This window comes from Leclercia tamurae (assembly GCF_025566055.1).
Lineage (GTDB): Bacteria > Pseudomonadota > Gammaproteobacteria > Enterobacterales > Enterobacteriaceae > Enterobacter > Enterobacter tamurae.
In genome coordinates, this window is record NZ_JAMHKS010000077.1 from 72,539 (window position 1) to 89,196 (window position 16,658).

Sequence of the window (16,658 nt, forward strand, 5' to 3'; positions counted from 1 at the left end):
CGTGCCGCAACGTATTCTGGTCCTGGGTGCCAGCGGGTATATCGGTCAACATCTGGTGACCGCTCTGAGCGCACGCGGGCATCAGGTGCTGGCTGCGGCACGCAACGTTGAGCGTCTGCAAAAGCAGAGCCTGCCAAACGTGACCTGCCATGCTGTCGATCTCAACTGGCCGCAGACGCTGGGAGCGCTGCTTGAGGGGGTGGATACCCTCTACTATCTGGTGCACAGCATGGGCGAAGGCGGGGATTTTATCGCCCATGAGCGCCAGGTGGCGATGAACGTGCGCGACCTGCTGCTGGAACATCCGGTTAAACAGATCATCTTCCTCAGCTCATTGCAGGCACCGGAGCATGAGCAGTCCGACCACCTGCGCGCCCGGCAGCTGACCGCCGAGGTGCTGCGCAGCGCGGGGATCCCCCTCACCGAGCTGCGGGCCGGGATCATCGTCGGGGCAGGCTCTGCCGCCTTCGAAGTGATGCGCGACATGGTCTATAACCTGCCGGTGCTAACTCCCCCGCGCTGGGTGCGATCCCGCACCACGCCGATTGCGCTGGAGAACCTGCTGCACTATCTGGTGGAACTGCTTAATCACCCGGCCCCAGCGCACCGGGTGCTGGAGGCCGCCGGACCCGAAGTGCTGAGCTATCAGCAGCAGTTCGAACACTTTATGGCGGTGAGCGGTCGCCGCCGCCCGCTGATCCCCATCCCCTTCCCGACCCGCTGGATCTCGGTGTGGTTTTTAAACGTGATCACCTCGGTGCCGCCGACCACCGCTAAAGCCTTGATTCAGGGGCTGAAGCACGATCTGCTGGCCGACGACCGCGACCTGCGGGCGCTCATCCCCCAGGAGTTAATCCGCTTTGATGACGCGGTGCGCAATACGCTGAAAGAGGAGGAGAAGCTGGTCAACTCCAGCGACTGGGGCTACGACGCGCAGGCCTTCGCCCGCTGGCGTCCGGAGTACGGCTACTTTCCGAAACAGGCCGGTTGTACGGTAAAAACTCCCGCCAGCCTGGCCGCCTTATGGCAGGTAGTGAATCAGATCGGCGGCAAAGAGGGATATTTCTTTGGCAGCATCCTGTGGCAGACCCGGGGGATGATGGACCTGCTGGTCGGGCACAAGCTGGCGAAAGGCCGCCCCGCTGCGCCATACCTGCAAACCGGCGATGCGGTCGACAGCTGGAAGGTGATCATCGTCGAGCCGGAAAAGCAGCTGGCGATGCTGTTTGGCATGAAAGCCCCCGGTCTCGGGCGGTTGTGCTTTACCCTGAAAGATAAAGGCGAGTACCGGGAGCTGGATGTGCGCGCCTGGTGGCATCCGCACGGGATGCCGGGCCTGTTTTACTGGCTGCTGATGATCCCGGCGCACCTGTTTATCTTCCGCGGCATGGCCCGGCGTATTGCACTTCTGGCAGAACAAAAGTCAGAAAAAGTCTGATTAAAACTCCGAATCTTTCACGTTTCCCATTGCATAGCGCCGTAATTCACGGAAGAATGCGCACGAAATTCTTTTCAAAACAGTGGATCGATATGAAGGTACTGGTTACCGGCGCCACCAGCGGCTTAGGCCGCAATGCGGTGGAGTTTTTGCGCAATAAAGGCATCAGCGTTCGGGCCACCGGTCGCAATGAAGCGATGGGTAAGTTGCTGCAAAAAATGGGCGCAGAGTTTGTCCATGCCGACCTGACGGAACTGGTCTCTTCCCAGGCAAAAGTGATGCTGGCCGGGATCGATACGCTGTGGCACTGCTCCAGCTTTACCTCGCCGTGGGGAACCCAGGAAGCTTTCGATCTGGCGAACGTGCGCGCCACCCGCCGTCTGGGCGAGTGGGCCGTGGCCTGGGGGGTGCGCAATTTTGTCCATCTCTCCTCCCCGTCGCTCTATTTCGACTATCACCACCATCGCGATATCCAGGAAGATTTCCGTCCGGCGCGCTACGCCTGCGAGTTTGCCCGCAGCAAGGCCGCCAGCGAACAGGTGATCGATCTGCTGGCGCAGTCCAACCCGCATACCCGCTTCACCATCCTGCGCCCGCAGAGCCTGTTTGGCCCGCACGATAAAGTGTTTATTCCGCGTCTGGCGCAGATGATGCACCACTACGGCAGCGTGCTGTTGCCGCGCGGCGGGGATGCGCTGGTGGATATGACCTATTTCGATAACGCCATTCACGCCATGTGGCTGGCCAGCCAGAGCGCGAGCGACGGTCTGCCCTCGGGGCGGGCGTACAACATCACCAACGGCGAACCACGCACCCTGCGCAGCATTGTGCAGAAGCTGATCGATGAGCTGAACATTGAGTGCCGGATCCGCTCGGTGCCCTACCCGATGCTGGACATCATTGCCCGCAGCATGGAGCGGCTGGGGAATAAGGCGGCCAAAGAGCCTGCCCTGACCCACTACGGGGTGTCGAAACTGAACTTTGATTTTACCCTCGATACGCAGCGCGCCGAGAGCGAGCTGGGCTATAAACCGCTGGTGACGCTGGATGAAGGTATTGTGCGTACCGCCGCCTGGCTGCGGGATCACGGTAAGCTGCCCCGCTGATTAGCGTCTGCCGCGGGTTTTGAGCTGCTGGTATTTCCGCCACACCTTGTGGGCGTACACCATCCGCTGCGGGTAGTTCTCTTTTTTTAACCCGGCGTTATAGGCCCCCACCGCTTCCCAGTTGTAGCCGTACACTTTGATCATCCCCGACAAAATCGAGGCCCCGACCATGATCGAGGTGCAGGGCTCGCTGATCAGGCGATACTCGTCGATCCCGGCGCGCTGCAGCCCGGCAAAGTGGATGCTGTTAATCTGCATCAGCCCGACATCCCGGGTGCCGTCATGGTTCCAGCCCACCGCATAGGGGTTCATCCCCGACTCGACGTTAGCAATGGCATAAAGCAAATAAGGATCGACGTGATAGCGCTGCCCGGCGCTGTCCCAGCAGTTTGCCAGCGCGCTGTGACTGAGCAGCAACAGCAGAAGAAGTAAGCGTTTCATTTCATACCCGCCAGACGCAAAAAGACGGGGGCTGAGCCCCCGTCATATCCGGTGCGGAAGATTATTTACAATCTGGTGCCGCGCCCACTTTCACCCAGACATCGTTCTGGCCCGGTTTGTCACCTTTAGTCCACCATTTAGCACGGTACTCGTTGCCTTCGAAGGTGGTGGTGTCGCCGCCGTTGTAAACCATGGTCGGGTTCCAGCCCATTTTCACGTTGCTCATCAGCTCCCATGCATCCACGCCGAAGCCCGGCTGGTTGCCCTGAGTCCAGTACTTCGCTTTCCAGACCAGGTTATCAAAGCTGACGGTGTTGCCGCTGGTGTAGACCTTGCTGCTGCTCCACGCTGCGTAGTTGCTGGCGTTGGCATCAACCGGGCTGCTGTCGCAGCTGCCGTTGTCGGTCGCATCATCCGCTGGTGGCGTCACATCGTCGGCTGGCTCCTGCGCTTTTGCCGTTACGGTCACTTCGACGTTAGCCTGCACCGCAGTTTTGCCGTCGCTCACGACGACACTCAGGGTGTAGCGGGTGTCGCTGCTTACCTCTGGTGCGGTAATGCTCAGGTTGGCGGTATCGGTGCCGGTGGCGTTCATGTCACCCGGAACGCTCCAGGCGTAGGTCAGGGCATCACCATCCGGATCCGCAGCCTGGGCATGCAGGGACAGAGGCTGACCCGCTTCAACCGAGACCGGCGCCATGGTGTTAATCACCGGGGCCTGGTTGGCTTTCGGCGCTTTGTTCACCACCTGCACGTCAGCGGTGCTGCTCAGCCCTTTGCTGTCGGTTACGGTCAGGCGGAAGGCCAGCGTCTGGTCATTCGCCACGGCCGCCACGTTAAAGCTGGCTTGTGCACGGGTGCTGTTGGTCAGGGTGACAGAAGGACCGGCGATCTGAGTCCATTTCCAGGTCAGGGTATCGCCGTCCTGATCGCTGGAGGCAGAGCCGTCCAGGGTCACGGTCGCCGGGCCAGTAACGGTCAGGTCGTTGGCGGAAGCCACCGGCGCATGGTTAGTCACCGCCGGAACGTCAGAAGAAGAGCCGCTCAGCAGGCTTTCGTTCATCGCATTCAGGATGTCGCCGTTATCGGATTCCAGTGACCAGGCAAACAGGCCACCCAGGTTTTTGTTCAGCACAAACTTGCCTTTCGCCTCGACGGAACGCGCATCGTCATAGGTGATCAGGGTGCCGGTGCTCTTGTTGAACAGGTATGGCGCTTCTGCGGTGGCGTCGTATTTGTATTCCCAGCCCGCTTTGCCTTTGTATTTGTTGACGATGTCACGGTAGTCAACGATGCCAGCCTCCCAGGAGCCCGGGATCGCGCCGGTGGCAGTGCCGGTAAACGGATTGTCGCCGGTATAGCCGTGAACGCCGGTCCAGCCGCGACCGTACATCGCCGCGCCGACCACGATTTTGCCCGGCTGAACGCCCTGAGCCAGCATCGCATTAACGCTGCCTTCGGTGGTCACGCTATCCGGTTTCCAGGATGCAGCGTGCAGCGCAGTCTGGTGGCCGAGATCGCTCATGCTCCAGGAGCCGTAGAAGTCGTAGCTCATCAGGAAGATGTAGTCCATGTACTTCTGCGCCGCATTGTAGTCAACGTTGGCGATTTTGGAGGTGCCTGCGCCAATGGCGGAGGTCAGCTCATAGGTGCGACCGGTCTGGGCAGAGAGTTCGTTGAGCATCGCACGCAGATCGCGCATCAGCAGGGTGTAGGTCTCTTTATCGACCTGTGGGTTGCCGAGGGATGGGTTTTCACCGCCGCCGCCCGGGAACTCCCAGTCGATGTCCACGCCGTCATAGAATTTCCAGGTTTGCAGGAACTCTTTCACCGAGGAGACAAAGCGAGCGCGGATGGCGCTATCGTGCATCTGGAAGAACGGATCGGAGAGGGTCCAGCCGCCGATAGAGGGCAGAATTTTCAGGCCCGGATGCGCTTTTTTCAGCGCCATCATCTGGCCATAGGTGCCTTTGTAGGGGTCATCCCAGTTCGAGACGCCAGCCTGTGGCATTTGCAGCGCCGCCCATGGATCGTGGATCGCTAAAGTATAATCAGGACGGCCCTGGCAGGCTTTCTTCAGGGCTTCCAGTGCGTTACCGGCGCTGGCGTTGATGTGGTCGCCGCACATCGGAATGAAGCCATAAATAATGTGGTTCACGTTGTCAGCAGCAATTTGATCGATGTTGAACTTACGATCGTAAACGCCCCACTCAGGATAGTACGCCGCCACTACTTTATCGGAGTGCTGGGCGAAGGATTTGTTGTTTTCCTTCATGGTGGTGTTCAGCGGCAGCAGGTGGCTACCGTCGGTATCGGCCACGATGATCAGCTTGCTGTCGCTGGTGCTGCAACCGCTGTCATTACACAGCTGAACCTGCTCCTGATAACGTCCGCCTTTTTTAACGTTGAAGGTGGCTTTGCCGGAAGCACTGCCCGCACCGCTCCAGACTTCCTGGCCGTCCAGCAGCACTTTGGCCGATGTCGGGACATCGCCGCTGTAAACGTTCCACTCTACGGTCACGTCAGCGCCGTCCTTGACCTTAATCAGCGAGTTATAGGCCTGCGCTGACTGGTCCACCTCAACAATGGCAAATTTGTCATTACCGTTACTCAGCGACGGTTTCCCTGGCACGGCTGCAAATACCGGGCTCACCGCCGCAGCGACAAATAAAGCCAGATATTTAGGCTGCATGATTTTCATTATTCATTCCTGTGATAAACGTGAACTTAAACAGACCATGCGATCCATTCGGCATGGTAAAAGGGTTATTTAACCCGGAGTTACGATATCGCTCCCCGCATTATTTTTCGCGCCTTCGCTTTCACGAAAAAAACTCAGGAAAAACTTGACCGCTGAATTAAAAAGTGAAGATGGCGTGCTGCAGAATAAAGATGATCAGCCCGGCAAACGCCAGAAAAGGGCCGAAGGGAATAACGTTGTCATTCTCCTGATGCCGGAAACAGATCGCCCAGCCGAGAATACCGCCCAGCGCCGCCAGCAGCAGGATCGAGGGTAACGCCTGCCAGCCGCACCAGGCCCCCAGCGCCGCCAGCAGCTTGAAGTCGCCGTAGCCCAACCCTTCCCGACCGGTCACCAGCCGATGGCCCTGATAGACCAGCCACAGCGCCAGATAGCCCGCCACCGCGCCATACAGGGCGTCGGCAAGCGGCAGCAGGTGGGTATGCAGATTCAGCAGCAGCCCCGCCCACAGCAGGGGCTGGGTCAGGCAGTCCGGCAGTAACCGCTCCCGCAGGTCAATCATCGCCAGCGGCAGCAGGCCGCACCACAGCAGCCACAGGGCCAGCAGCACCGGTAAATCGAGTATCAGCCAGGCGCTGAGGGCAAAAAAGAGCGCGCTGAGCAGCTCCACCATCAGCACCCGCAGGGGGATCGCAGAGCGGCAGCGGCAGCAGCGGCCGCGCAGCATCAGCCAGCTGACCAGCGGGATATTTTCCCACCAGCGCAGCCGGTGCTGGCACGCCGGGCAGTGCGAAGGCGGGTAGAGCAGGTTCCCGGCCCCCTCCTCTTCCCGCATCCACCTCGGGAGGCGTTCCACCACTACGCCAAGAAAGCTGCCGAGGATCGCCCCCAGCACGCCGCTGGCGGTACAAAACGCCGGGTCCATCATGCGCTTTTTTTCCAGCTCAGCTGGATATCCGCCTTCACGTCGCTGAGGTGATCCACTGGCGTCAGGTTCATCTTCTCCAGCTGCACGCCGGTGGCGAGGTTCATTTGACGCAGCCAGTTTTTCAACACATACACATTCACCCGATTAATGGCGAAGGACAGGGACTGGCCGTCCTGACGCACATCGCTGAGGGTCAGGTTGATCTTATGGGCGCTGTTTTCCACCGCGCTGCGCGGATTATTGATTTTCAACTTCTGAACCTGCAGATGATTTTTGGCAATTTCGTCGCGCATCCAGCGCAGCGTCTCCTGCTGTCGGTTCAGCGTTGACTGGCTGCGACCGATCATCGTGTCCAGCGGCACTACGCCGCCATAATAAACGGCCGCACAGCAGAGCGCCGCCGCCCCCACCTTAATCAGGTTGCGCTCGCGTACGCTGTACTGCTGATAGCGATTTTTTAACTGTGCTATTTTTGTTTTCATTTATATTTCCCTGTCACCATCGCGGTATAAGGTGCCACCGTGGAAATAGGCTGTAAGGAAAAGGCAAAGCTGGCGCTCGCCTGCTGCACAAATTCGTGCAACTGCTGCGGATTTTGTGCTTTCACGCTAAGCGTCAGGTTATTTTGCGTGTTGTCGTATTCGATACCTTCTATTTCCATTCCCGGCACCCGCCGTTTAATTTGCTCCAGCGCATCCAGCTGCTGGAAAATACCTTTCTTCTGCTTCTTAAGATTCTGACCAAAATGATATTTGATGTTGCTCTGCTGGCGCAGGCTGGGGAAATGGTGCTGATAGAGCTGCACGATCTCCTGCTGGAGCTGGTTCTCCTCCTGCACCAGCATCCACGCCGTGGCGGCACGCGGCCCGGTCAACAACCCGACGCACAGCAGCGCCATCAGCGCCGTGGCGATCCGCAGCTTTTTCGCCGCGCCGCTGTCGGCCGTCCGCAGGTCGAACTCGCCGTGCAGCAGGTTCACCCGGCAGGTTTTCCAGCGGGCCTGGATTAGCGCCAGCGGATGCTGCCACGGCAGGGTTTCGCTGCAGGCCACCCCGGCCGGGGCGTCACCGTAGCAGACGATCTCTCCGGCGGTTTTCGCCAGCAGCAGCGGCAGCATGGCGGGTTCCACCTCGCAGGCGATCGCCTGGCCCAGACGCAGCCAGACCTGCTCCTCCAGCGGCACCAGGGTGTTGCTGTTCGCCTCACCCGGCAGCAGCCAGGCGTCCGGCAGGACCTGCACCACCTTCAGCCCGGCGTCGTGAAAGCGCGCCAGCCACTGATGCAGGCGCGGGGCGTCAATCGCCACCGCATCCACCTCGCGTCCGGCTTTGCCCAGCACCGTCCAGTGGAGGGTGTCGACATCGCCAATCAGCGTCTCTTCCGCCATCCAGGAGAAGGGGGTGTTCTGCGCCGACAGCGTCTTTTTCGCCAGCGTGAAGTGGCGGAAGACCATCTCACTCGCCGGTAGCAGCAGACAGACGCGCGACGCCAGTGGATGGGACGCCAGGTCACGCAGCGCCTGGTGCCCGTTCAACGCCATCGCCTGCTGACTGCCCGATTCGCACCACCATACTTTTGCGTCCTCGCGAGTGTCGGGACGCACAAAAATTACCTGTTTCATAGACTCAGACTTTTGTTATTCAATCATTCGGTAACGGCGCTGCCAGGTTATGACCTCGCCCGCCTCGCGCTCCGCCCGCAGCTGGCTGACCACGCGCAGGGTTAACTCATCGGTATTGCCGGTATAGTTGACGCGGAAAAAGCGGCTGTTGACGTCGAGCAGCCCGGCGGCCTGTTTCAGGTCGTCTTTCAGCTGCGGGGCGTTACGCTCCAGCTGCTCGCTGAATGCCTTCACGCTTTCCCAGCCCTCGTCCGGGCGAGAGTCAATCACCCGCTTCGCCTCTTCTTCGGTCAGCTTGCCGGGGAACAGCGCCGCCAGCAGACCCGCCTGCTGCGGCGTCAGGGTATTGACGTCCACCCGGCTGGCGGTGGTCGGCAGAGCGCAGAACAGCCTGCTCACCTTCGGCCACGCCGCCGCCGGAAAGGCGGGCAGCTGTTTAAGTTCGTTCAGGCTGAGCATCATCCGGTTGGCCGGCAGGCGCGCGGGCTGGAGCCCGGCCCAGGCGTCATCCTCCTGCCCCGCTCTGGCGGTGGTGGTGTCCTCATCGAGGTAATCCACCAGCTGGAGATAAATCTCTTCTGCCGTGAGGGTGGTGACGCCGCTGTCGGTGAGCAGCTGCTCAACGATCTGCTGCTGACGCGGCTTTTCCGTCGGCGCAGGCGCGGGCGTCTCTTCCTTCCCGGCGGGGGCCGGTTCCGCCAGCAGGTTATTGACGTTAAAGCAGTCTTCGGCGTCCTCCACCTGGCTGACCACGGTGTAGTACTCGCCCTGGGTCTCCAGCGGCTCATGCCACTCGCCTTTCAGGGTCAGGACGCTGTTTTCGCCGCTGATGGCGGCCAGCAGCCGCTCTTTGACCATCTGCTCCTGACGCTGCATCGCCCAGCGCAGCTGCTGCTGGCTCACCTGGTAGTGGGTTTTCTGCAAATTGCGGCAGAACTGCTGGCTGATTTTGGCCGCCAGGGCCGACATCATCACCAGCAGGATCAGCACTACCAGCAGGGCGACCCCCTGCTGTTTACGCACCCGGCTCATGGCTGTGCCTCCGGGGCGGGCGGGGTCTCAGGAGGGGCCGGCGCATCTGGCGGCGTCTCTGCCGGGGTCTCCGTCGGATTATCCGCCGTCGGCTCTGCCGGTTTTGCCGCTTCTGCCGGTAGCTCGCCCGGGGTGGTAAAGACCCAGCGCCAGCGGTCGCCACTCTGCATGGTCAACGTCAGCTCCACGCCGTCCGGCTGGGTGTCGTTGTCGCGCCACGCGTTTTGCCAGCCACCCTGCCAGAATCGCCACTGCACGGTTTTCACCTCATTAACGATCGGCACTTCATCCGGTTTCGCGTTGGCCGGGCCGTCAAAGGTCGGCCAGACATCGCGCCACAGGCGGCCGCCCTCCAGCCGCCAGCGCACGCGCTCCAGCTGCACCTGGCCGCTGACCCCGTTGAGGGTGGTCAGCTCCAGGGCGTTGTTTTTCAGGCGAAATACGCCGGTACCGTTACGCGGCGCGCGCGCCTGCAGCTGGAAAAAATCCCGCTCCAGCAGGCTCCAGGCGCGCTGGAGCTGGTTGAGCTTCGCCGCGCTGGCATCGGTAGCGGTGCTGGTGCGCATCGCGCCATCCAGAATTTGCCAGGCCAGGGTGCTGATCACCGCGAAGATGGTCAGCGCAATCATAATCTCCAGCAGGGTGAACCCCTGCTGGCGGCGTGTCTGTTTCACTTTTTCTCTCCTGGCGGGATGATATCCAGGGTGATAACCGGCTGGCTGTCGTCGCCTTCGGCCCAGACGCGGATCTCATCCACCAGACCCTGGTCGGCGGATTTCACCCGCTGCTTGCGCCAGGTCCAGCTGCGCCCGCCCTGAGTTTCAGTGCCCTCTTCTTCGGTATCGGGGAAATCGCTCTGCATCAGTTGGGCTTCCGCCAGCTGATTTTCCGCCACCCAGCTGGCCTGTAGGGTATCCGCCAGGCCGTAGGTAAAGCGCACATTGAGGGACACCGAGTTCATCAGCGCCAGCGCGGCGGTGGAGAAGATCACCAGCGCGACCATCACCTCCAGCAGCGTCATGCCCTGTTGCTTCGCCTTAGCCATCGTTCTCTACCGTTACCGGGGCCGCGCCCTGGGAGACCACGCGGAAGCGGTGCTGGTTGTCGTCACTTTGCAGCGACAGGGTAAAACGGCTGATTTCGCCATCCGGCAAAAAAAGGATCTGCGGTTCGGCATCCAGGGTCGCCGCCAGCCGCTGGGGTGACAGCGAAACGTGCATCGCCTCCGGGAAATCGCCGCGGGTGATAATTCGCCCGGCGGTTAACGGCACCCAGCCCCGTTTGCCGTTTTTCTCTTCGAAGGTCACCAGCTGATAACGATCGGGGGTAATCGTCAGGCCAATAATATTGCCGTCCATCACCGCGCGATCGGATCCATATTCCACAAGGGCTTTTAACTGCTGGCCAAATATATCCGCGCCGCTGCGGGATGGAATTGTCGAGACCACCATCATTGCGCAGCTGGCAAATATCACCAGCGCGAGAATAATTTCCAGCAGGGTAAAGCCGCGTTGCTTACTCATTATTTTTTCGCGAGCGACCAGTTAGTAATATCGTCGGCGGTATTGGCTTCGCCATCCGGACCGGCAGAGAAGATATCGATCGCGCCGTGTTCACCCGGGCTGACCAGCAGATAGTCGTTGCCCCACGGATCCTGCGGCAGGCGGCGGATATAGCCGTCGGCGCGGTAGCCGTTCGGGATTGGCGCAATGTCCGGTTTGGTCACCAGAGCCTGTAAACCCTGCTCGCTGGTCGGGTAGCGGTGGTTATCAAGCTTATACATATCCAGCGAGCCTTCGAGCGCGACAATATCGCTGGTCGCTTTCTGGGTATCGGCTTTCTCTTTATTGCCCATTAAATTCGGCACCACCATGCTGGCCAGTACCCCGAGAATAACAATCACCACCATTAATTCGAGCAAAGTGAAGCCCGCCTGACGGGTCAGGTTTTTACGTTTCATCGCCATGATTAACCTACCATGTTATTAAGTTGCAGAAGCGGCTGTAATATTGACAGCACGATAAACAGCACAATGGTTGCCATCGACACCACCAGCGCCGGTTCAAATACCGACAGCGTCAAGGTGATGCGATGTTGCAATGCTGATTCCTGGTTTTCCGCCGCGCGGTCCATTAAATTGCCTAATTCACCGCTCTCCTCACCGGAGGCGATCATATACAGCATGGTGGGCGGGAATAATTTCGCCTGATCCAGCGCGTTATATAAAGAGGCACCCTGGCGCACGGTATCGGCCGCCTGCTCCAGCACCTGCCGGGCATACAGATTTTCGATACCATCCATGGCGATATACATCCCTTCCAGCAGCGGCACGCTACTGGCCTGCAAAATACTCAGGGTGCGGATATAGCGGGCGCTGTTGATGGCGCAGACCAGCTTTTTAATCGGCGATCTGTTCACCAGCCAGCTGTGCCACAGAAAACGGTTTTTGCTGTTCCGCAGCCATGCTTTAAACCCGACAACGCCCCCCGCAAGGCTGCCGGCGATATAGATCCCCCAGGCCTGCAGGAAATCACTCACCGCGATCAGGGTGCGGGTGGTGATCGGCAGCTGCTGCTTCATGTGGGTGAACTGCTCGATCACCTGCGGGACCACCGCCACCAGCAAGATGCTGATCACCGCAATGGCCACCACCGTCAGGGTGATCGGGTAGACCATCGCCTGGGTGAGCTTGCTTTTCATCTTCTGGCGCTGCTCGTTGTACTCCGCCAGTTTTTCCAGCACGTCACCGAGGTGGCCGGTTTTTTCCCCGGCCATCACCAGGGTGCAGTAGAGCTTGTCAAAGGTGCGCGGAAACTGGCTGAAGGCGTCGAACAGCGTATGTCCTTCCACCACCTTTTCGCGGATCTCCACCACCATCGCCGCCAGCTTTTTGTCTTCTGTCTGTTTCGAGATCGCCTTCAGGGCGCTCTCCAGCGGCAGCGCGGCGTTGACCAGCGTCGACAGCTGACGGGTAAACATCGACAGCACCGGGGTCGAGAGCTTCGCCCCGGTTGCCGCTTTACCGGCCGCCGTCTTCTCGCGGGTTTCGGTGATGCTGACCGGCATCAGCTTTTGATCCCGCAGCATCTGGCGCACCTGTTTTTGCCCCTCGGCCTGCAGCGATCCGCGCCGGGTTTTACCCGCCGCGTCGGTCGCTGTCCATGCGTAGAAGGCCATTACTCATCCCCTCCACGCTCGGCGGTGACGCGCATCACTTCTTCCAGCGAGGTAATGCCGCTGATGACTTTCAGCAGGCCGTTTTCGCGCAGACTGTAGGCCTGTTTGAAAAGCTGGGTTTCGATGGACATTTCGTCTTTGTCTTCATGAATAGCGCGGCGCATGGTGCTGTCCACCACCAGGAATTCATGAATGCCTGCCCGCCCCTGATAGCCGTTCTGGCGGCAGTGTTCACACCCTACCGCGCGATAGATCGCCTTCGGCGGAGTCGCCATAAAGCTGAACAGCGCCTTTTCATTGTCGTCCAGCGGACTGGTGGTCCGGCAGTGGGTACACAGCCGGCGCACCAGACGCTGGGCAATGACACCAAGCAACGAGGATCCGATTAAAAAGGACTCCAGCCCCATATCACGCAGACGGGTAATGGCCCCGGCGGCGCTGTTGGTGTGCAGCGTGGACATCACCAGGTGACCGGTAAGTGACGCCTGCACCGCAATTTGCGCGGTTTCGCCGTCACGGATCTCACCGATCATCACCACGTCCGGGTCCTGACGCAAAATCGCGCGCAGCCCGCGGGCAAAGGTCATGTCCACGCGCGGGTTAACCTGGGTCTGCCCCACCCCTTCCAGCTCATATTCAATCGGATCTTCAACGGTCAGAATGTTGCGTTCATGGCCGTTCAGCGCCGACAGAATGGCGTACAGGGTGGTACTTTTCCCGGAACCGGTCGGGCCGGTGACCAGGATAATGCCGTGCGGGCGGTCAATCAGCCCTTTTAATTTCTCCAGCTCTTCATCAATCAAACCGAGCTTATTGATATCCGGCTTGAGATTGCTTTTATCCAGCAGACGCATCACCACCCGCTCGCCATACTGCGACGGAATGGTCGATACACGCACGTCGATGGCCTTGCGGCCAATGCGCAGGGAGATACGTCCATCCTGAGGCAGGCGTTTCTCAGCGATATCGAGCTTCGACATCACCTTGATGCGCGACACCAGCAGCGGGGCGAGCTTGCGCGCCGGTTGCAGCACCGGACGCAGCACGCCGTCGACGCGAAAACGGATGCTCAGGGTGCGCTCGAAGGTTTCAATATGAATATCCGAGGCACCGTCCTTCACCGCTTCGCCGAGAATGGCGTTGATCAGGCGGATCACCGGCGAGTTTTCGTCGTTATCCAGCAGATCCTCGTTGTCGGGGATCTCCTCGGTTAACGCCATCAGGTCGATGTCGGCGTCCATATCGTCCACCATCTGCTGGGAGACGCCGCTATTTTGCTGCCAGATCTTTGCCAGCATCTCGTCAAAGGCCTCGGCCGTCAGGATTGTCGGGGTGAAGGATCGCCCCAGCACCCGGCGCATCTCCAGCAGGGCAAACGCCGGGGCGTCATCCCGCACCCAGACCCGATCCTGATAAAAGAGGACCCCGTGGGTTTTGGCGTAGTTGCTGGTGCATAACTCTTGACTCAGTCCGTCCATGTTGCGCCTCGTCCTTACTCTTTAAACGGGTTGCGGCTGGCCGGCGTGGCGCTGGCTGCGGTCGGGTAAGCGGGCAGCACGGCGTTGCCGTCAGGGGCAATAATACCGAGCTTTTTCTCCTCCAGACGCTGCTGCTGACGGGCGCGGATCTGGTCGTATTTCTCTTTCGACGAGGCGCTGTAAGTGTCGTCGTCGCGCAGGACGGTAGTATGGATAAAGACCATCAGGTTACGTTTCGACGTATCCTGGGAGGTGTAGCGGAACAGTTGACCTACTAGCGGCAGATCGCCCAGCAGCGGCACCTTCGAGACGTTCTGCTTGGTGCTGTTCTCCATCAGGCCGCCGAGAACCACGGTCTGCCCACTGTGGACCATCACTTCGTTATTGATGGTACGGGTGTTGAAGGTCGGGCCGAGGCTCGCATCTTCGGTGGCGCTGGCGTCAACGCTGGAGACTTCCTGCTCAATCTTGAGGTGAATAATGTCGCCGTCGTTAATCTGCGGCACAATTTTCAGCTTGGTCCCGACGGTTTTACGCTCTACCGAGTTAAAGACGTTGTCGCCGCTGGTGGTCTGTGACCCGGCCAGCACCGGCACATCCTGACCGACGTTGAATGAAGCCTCTTTGTTATCGAGGGTGACAACGCTCGGGGTCGAGAGAATGTCGTTTTTACCGTCGGTAGAGAGCGCGGTCATCAGGGCGCCAAAGTCGCCGTTAAAGAAACCGGTCGCCAGACCGGTAAAGCTGGCCACTTTCTGGGTGCCATTCTTAATCTGGCTGATCGGCATACCGGTTGAGCCAAACTGCACCCCACCGTGTTTGCTGCTCCACTGTACGCCGAGGTCAAGACCGCTCCCGTCCTGCACTTCAGCAATGATCGCTTCCACCAGCACCTGTGGGCGGCGGATATCCAGCTTGTCGATCACCTTTTCCAACGAATTCATCACGTTCGGCTGGGCGGTAATCACCAGCGAGTTAGTGGCTTCGTCAGCGGTGATGTTCAGATCGCTGCTGGCCGTCGCGGTTTTGCTTTTCGCCGCGCCTGCTTTGTCTTTCAGCTGCTCGCCAATGCCGGTCAGTACCGGCACCACTTTGCTGGCGTTGGCGTACTTCAGGTAGAAGACGCGGGTGTTGCCTTCGTTGTTCTGCTCACGATCGAGCTGGCCCACCAGTGTCCGGGTGCGCGCCCGGGCTTCTTCCGGGCCGCTGATGATCAGGCTGTTAGTTTCGTTGTCGGCCACCACTTTGGTCGCCAGCTGCGGCGCGTTCTGCCCTTTCTGCTCCTCGTTGTTGAGGTTATTCAGCATATCGGAGAGCTCTTTCGCAGAGGCGTAGCGCAGCGGGACAATCTCCCGACGCTGCACCCCGGAGCGATCGACGCGCTCGACCAGATCCACCAGCCGGTTGACCACCGAGGCGCGCCCGGTCAGCAACAGCACGTTGGAAGGCTCAAAATGCACCACGTTGCCGATGCCTGAAGCATCGTTCAACTGACGCAGCAGCGGAGCCAGCTCGCGCACCGGCACGTTCTCCATGCGCACCACGCGGGTGATGATCTCATCGCCCTTGCCGGGATTTTTTGCGTCGGCCACCGGCACACCGGCGGTACGGGCGACGCTGGAGCGCACCACTTTCACCATCCCGTTATCCATCGGGATCACCGACAGACCGTAGACATCCAGCACGCTGAGGAAGAACTGATAATATTCATCCTCGGTCAGCACGTTATAGGTGCGTACCGAGACGGTGCCCTGTACGGACGGATCGACCAGAATCGTCTTATTCAGGTTGCGGCTTACCGTATCGATAAATTCGCGGATATCGGTATTTTTAAAGCTGGCGCTAAAATTAGCGGCCAGCAATGAACTGGAATAGAGCGAGGCGGCGGTCAATACCAGACACGCCCAGGGAATTTTCTTCATGGCTTTACACTTGTTAATTGTTTAAAACATTAACCCGAATATTTTCAAGGTGAGCGTGACGTCTGACGACTACTTCCGCTTCTCTCATTTTCGACCAGCTGGCGATAATATTTTTCGCCTGTTCTTCTTTCGTCATATCGACGGCATTCACTTTCACAACCACATCGCCTTTTTGCAGTCCGCTATGGCTGAAAAAGGTGGACGCGTTCCGCGGCTTAATTTGATAGCCTTCGAGCTCCCCGTTATCGAACCACGGCTTCAGCACGAAATAGTCGTTGAGATGTAAATTATCAGACCCCGCATCGGCCACGGGCCGCGGGGTGGGTGAATTACTGGTATCGCCTTTAAAGTAGTCGGGGCGTTTAATCGCCAGCGTCTGGGGGGAACCCTGGTAGTTGATCACCACGTTGTCGCGGTTGATCTCCTCTATCCAGGCATCGCTGTAGCCTGTCAGGCTTTCGCCTTCCCGGTAGCTCTGCTGCCCGGAGGGGGTTTTAATGACCGCAAACGACATCCATGCTTCGTCACTGTTGATAATCCCTTCCACCTCAGCGCCGAGCGGCGTTTTCACCGTGCGCTGGGGGGTGTCCTGATAAACGGCAGGCTGGAACAGGGCAAAATCCTGGTCCTGAGCCGTCTCCCCGCGCATCGCGTTGTCAGGATCCGATACCTTTTCGCTGACTTTTTTATACTCTTTGAAGACCACGTATCCCTGTTGTCCACTGAATATCAGCAGAATAAACATTACACAGGGCGTTATTAGTCCATATAAGCGCTGCATCCTCATTATTTCACGGGCCTTTTAAAATGCAGA

16 protein-coding genes are annotated in these 16,658 nt (G+C 59.3%); 2 read left to right on the forward strand and 14 right to left on the reverse strand.

The features are described from left to right. Position 1: 1 nt before the first annotated feature. Complete coding sequence (locus tag M8318_RS18305) at positions 2–1,438, forward strand: SDR family oxidoreductase (protein WP_262663858.1); 1,437 nt, start codon at positions 2–4, stop codon at positions 1,436–1,438. A 92-nt stretch (positions 1,439–1,530) separates the two neighbouring features. Then, the gene (locus M8318_RS18310; RefSeq protein ID WP_262663859.1) at positions 1,531–2,544 is read left to right on the forward strand and encodes an NAD-dependent epimerase/dehydratase family protein; all 1,014 of its coding nucleotides are present in this window, start codon (positions 1,531–1,533) and stop codon (positions 2,542–2,544) included. Here the strand turns inward: M8318_RS18310 and iagB are convergent, their stop codons facing one another. From iagB to gspC, 14 genes are all read right to left on the reverse strand, one after another. After that, on the reverse strand, positions 2,545–2,985 hold the full coding sequence (gene iagB, locus M8318_RS18315) for a type III secretion system invasion protein IagB (protein WP_262663860.1): 441 nt from the start codon (positions 2,983–2,985) through the stop codon (positions 2,545–2,547). It lies immediately after the preceding gene. A gap of 61 nt (positions 2,986–3,046) precedes the next feature. Further along, a complete protein-coding gene (locus tag M8318_RS18320) occupies positions 3,047–5,686 on the reverse strand; it encodes a glycosyl hydrolase family 18 protein (protein ID WP_262663862.1) in 2,640 nt (879 codons plus the stop codon). 157 nt (positions 5,687–5,843) lie between these two features. Continuing rightward, a complete protein-coding gene (locus M8318_RS18325; protein WP_262663863.1) occupies positions 5,844–6,614 on the reverse strand; it encodes a prepilin peptidase in 771 nt (256 codons plus the stop codon). Next, positions 6,611–7,096 (reverse strand): type II secretion system protein M, encoded by a 486-nt coding sequence (locus tag M8318_RS18330; protein WP_262663865.1) that lies wholly within the window; start codon positions 7,094–7,096, stop codon positions 6,611–6,613. The genes M8318_RS18325 and M8318_RS18330 overlap by 4 nt, the downstream gene beginning before the upstream one ends. Next, on the reverse strand, positions 7,093–8,235 hold the full coding sequence (gene gspL / locus M8318_RS18335; RefSeq protein ID WP_262663866.1) for a type II secretion system protein GspL: 1,143 nt from the start codon (positions 8,233–8,235) through the stop codon (positions 7,093–7,095). Before gspL ends, M8318_RS18330 begins: the two co-directional genes overlap by 4 nt. 15 nt (positions 8,236–8,250) lie before the next feature. Then, entirely contained in the window at positions 8,251–9,267 is a 1,017-nt protein-coding gene (gene gspK / locus M8318_RS18340; protein WP_262663868.1) for a type II secretion system minor pseudopilin GspK, read from the reverse strand. Beyond that, a complete protein-coding gene (gene gspJ, locus M8318_RS18345) occupies positions 9,264–9,941 on the reverse strand; it encodes a type II secretion system minor pseudopilin GspJ (protein ID WP_262663870.1) in 678 nt (225 codons plus the stop codon). The genes gspK and gspJ overlap by 4 nt, the downstream gene beginning before the upstream one ends. Next, positions 9,938–10,312 (reverse strand): type II secretion system minor pseudopilin GspI, encoded by a 375-nt coding sequence (gene gspI / locus M8318_RS18350; RefSeq protein ID WP_262663871.1) that lies wholly within the window; start codon positions 10,310–10,312, stop codon positions 9,938–9,940. The genes gspJ and gspI overlap by 4 nt, the downstream gene beginning before the upstream one ends. Beyond that, entirely contained in the window at positions 10,305–10,790 is a 486-nt protein-coding gene (gene gspH / locus M8318_RS18355) for a type II secretion system minor pseudopilin GspH (RefSeq protein ID WP_262663872.1), read from the reverse strand. The genes gspI and gspH overlap by 8 nt, the downstream gene beginning before the upstream one ends. After that, positions 10,790–11,233, reverse strand: coding sequence for a type II secretion system major pseudopilin GspG (gene gspG, locus M8318_RS18360; protein WP_269468436.1), 444 nt, complete (start codon positions 11,231–11,233; stop codon positions 10,790–10,792). The genes gspH and gspG overlap by 1 nt, the downstream gene beginning before the upstream one ends. A gap of 2 nt (positions 11,234–11,235) precedes the next feature. Then, positions 11,236–12,444 carry a type II secretion system inner membrane protein GspF gene (gene gspF, locus M8318_RS18365; RefSeq protein WP_262663873.1) on the reverse strand — a complete coding sequence of 403 codons (1,209 nt, stop codon included), beginning with the start codon at positions 12,442–12,444 and terminating at the stop codon, positions 11,236–11,238. Next, entirely contained in the window at positions 12,444–13,922 is a 1,479-nt protein-coding gene (gene gspE / locus M8318_RS18370) for a type II secretion system ATPase GspE (RefSeq protein WP_262663874.1), read from the reverse strand. Before gspE ends, gspF begins: the two co-directional genes overlap by 1 nt. A 14-nt stretch (positions 13,923–13,936) precedes the next feature. Next, entirely contained in the window at positions 13,937–15,844 is a 1,908-nt protein-coding gene (gspD, locus tag M8318_RS18375) for a type II secretion system secretin GspD (protein ID WP_262663875.1), read from the reverse strand. A gap of 13 nt (positions 15,845–15,857) precedes the next feature. Beyond that, positions 15,858–16,589, reverse strand: a complete 732-nt coding sequence (gspC, locus tag M8318_RS18380; protein WP_262663876.1) for a type II secretion system protein GspC — start codon at positions 16,587–16,589, stop codon at positions 15,858–15,860. Positions 16,590–16,658: the final 69 nt, after the last annotated feature.

Bases quoted from the DNA above. Each gene is read 5' to 3' on its own strand.
- M8318_RS18330 (WP_262663865.1), bottom strand. From the start codon at position 7,096: ATGAAAACAAAAATAGCACAGTTAAAAAATCGCTATCAGCAGTACAGC.
- gspG (WP_269468436.1), bottom strand. From the start codon at position 11,233: ATGGCGATGAAACGTAAAAACCTGACCCGTCAGGCGGGCTTCACTTTG.
- gspF (WP_262663873.1), bottom strand. From the start codon at position 12,444: ATGGCCTTCTACGCATGGACAGCGACCGACGCGGCGGGTAAAACCCGG.
- gspK (WP_262663868.1), bottom strand. From the start codon at position 9,267: ATGAGCCGGGTGCGTAAACAGCAGGGGGTCGCCCTGCTGGTAGTGCTG.
- iagB (WP_262663860.1), bottom strand. From the start codon at position 2,985: ATGAAACGCTTACTTCTTCTGCTGTTGCTGCTCAGTCACAGCGCGCTG.
- gspH (WP_262663872.1), bottom strand. From the start codon at position 10,790: ATGAGTAAGCAACGCGGCTTTACCCTGCTGGAAATTATTCTCGCGCTG.
- gspL (WP_262663866.1), bottom strand. From the start codon at position 8,235: ATGAAACAGGTAATTTTTGTGCGTCCCGACACTCGCGAGGACGCAAAA.
- gspE (WP_262663874.1), bottom strand. From the start codon at position 13,922: ATGGACGGACTGAGTCAAGAGTTATGCACCAGCAACTACGCCAAAACC.
- gspI (WP_262663871.1), bottom strand. From the start codon at position 10,312: ATGGCTAAGGCGAAGCAACAGGGCATGACGCTGCTGGAGGTGATGGTC.
- M8318_RS18325 (WP_262663863.1), bottom strand. From the start codon at position 6,614: ATGATGGACCCGGCGTTTTGTACCGCCAGCGGCGTGCTGGGGGCGATC.
- M8318_RS18320 (WP_262663862.1), bottom strand. From the start codon at position 5,686: ATGAAAATCATGCAGCCTAAATATCTGGCTTTATTTGTCGCTGCGGCG.
- gspC (WP_262663876.1), bottom strand. From the start codon at position 16,589: ATGTTTATTCTGCTGATATTCAGTGGACAACAGGGATACGTGGTCTTC.
- gspD (WP_262663875.1), bottom strand. From the start codon at position 15,844: ATGAAGAAAATTCCCTGGGCGTGTCTGGTATTGACCGCCGCCTCGCTC.
- M8318_RS18310 (WP_262663859.1), top strand. From the start codon at position 1,531: ATGAAGGTACTGGTTACCGGCGCCACCAGCGGCTTAGGCCGCAATGCG.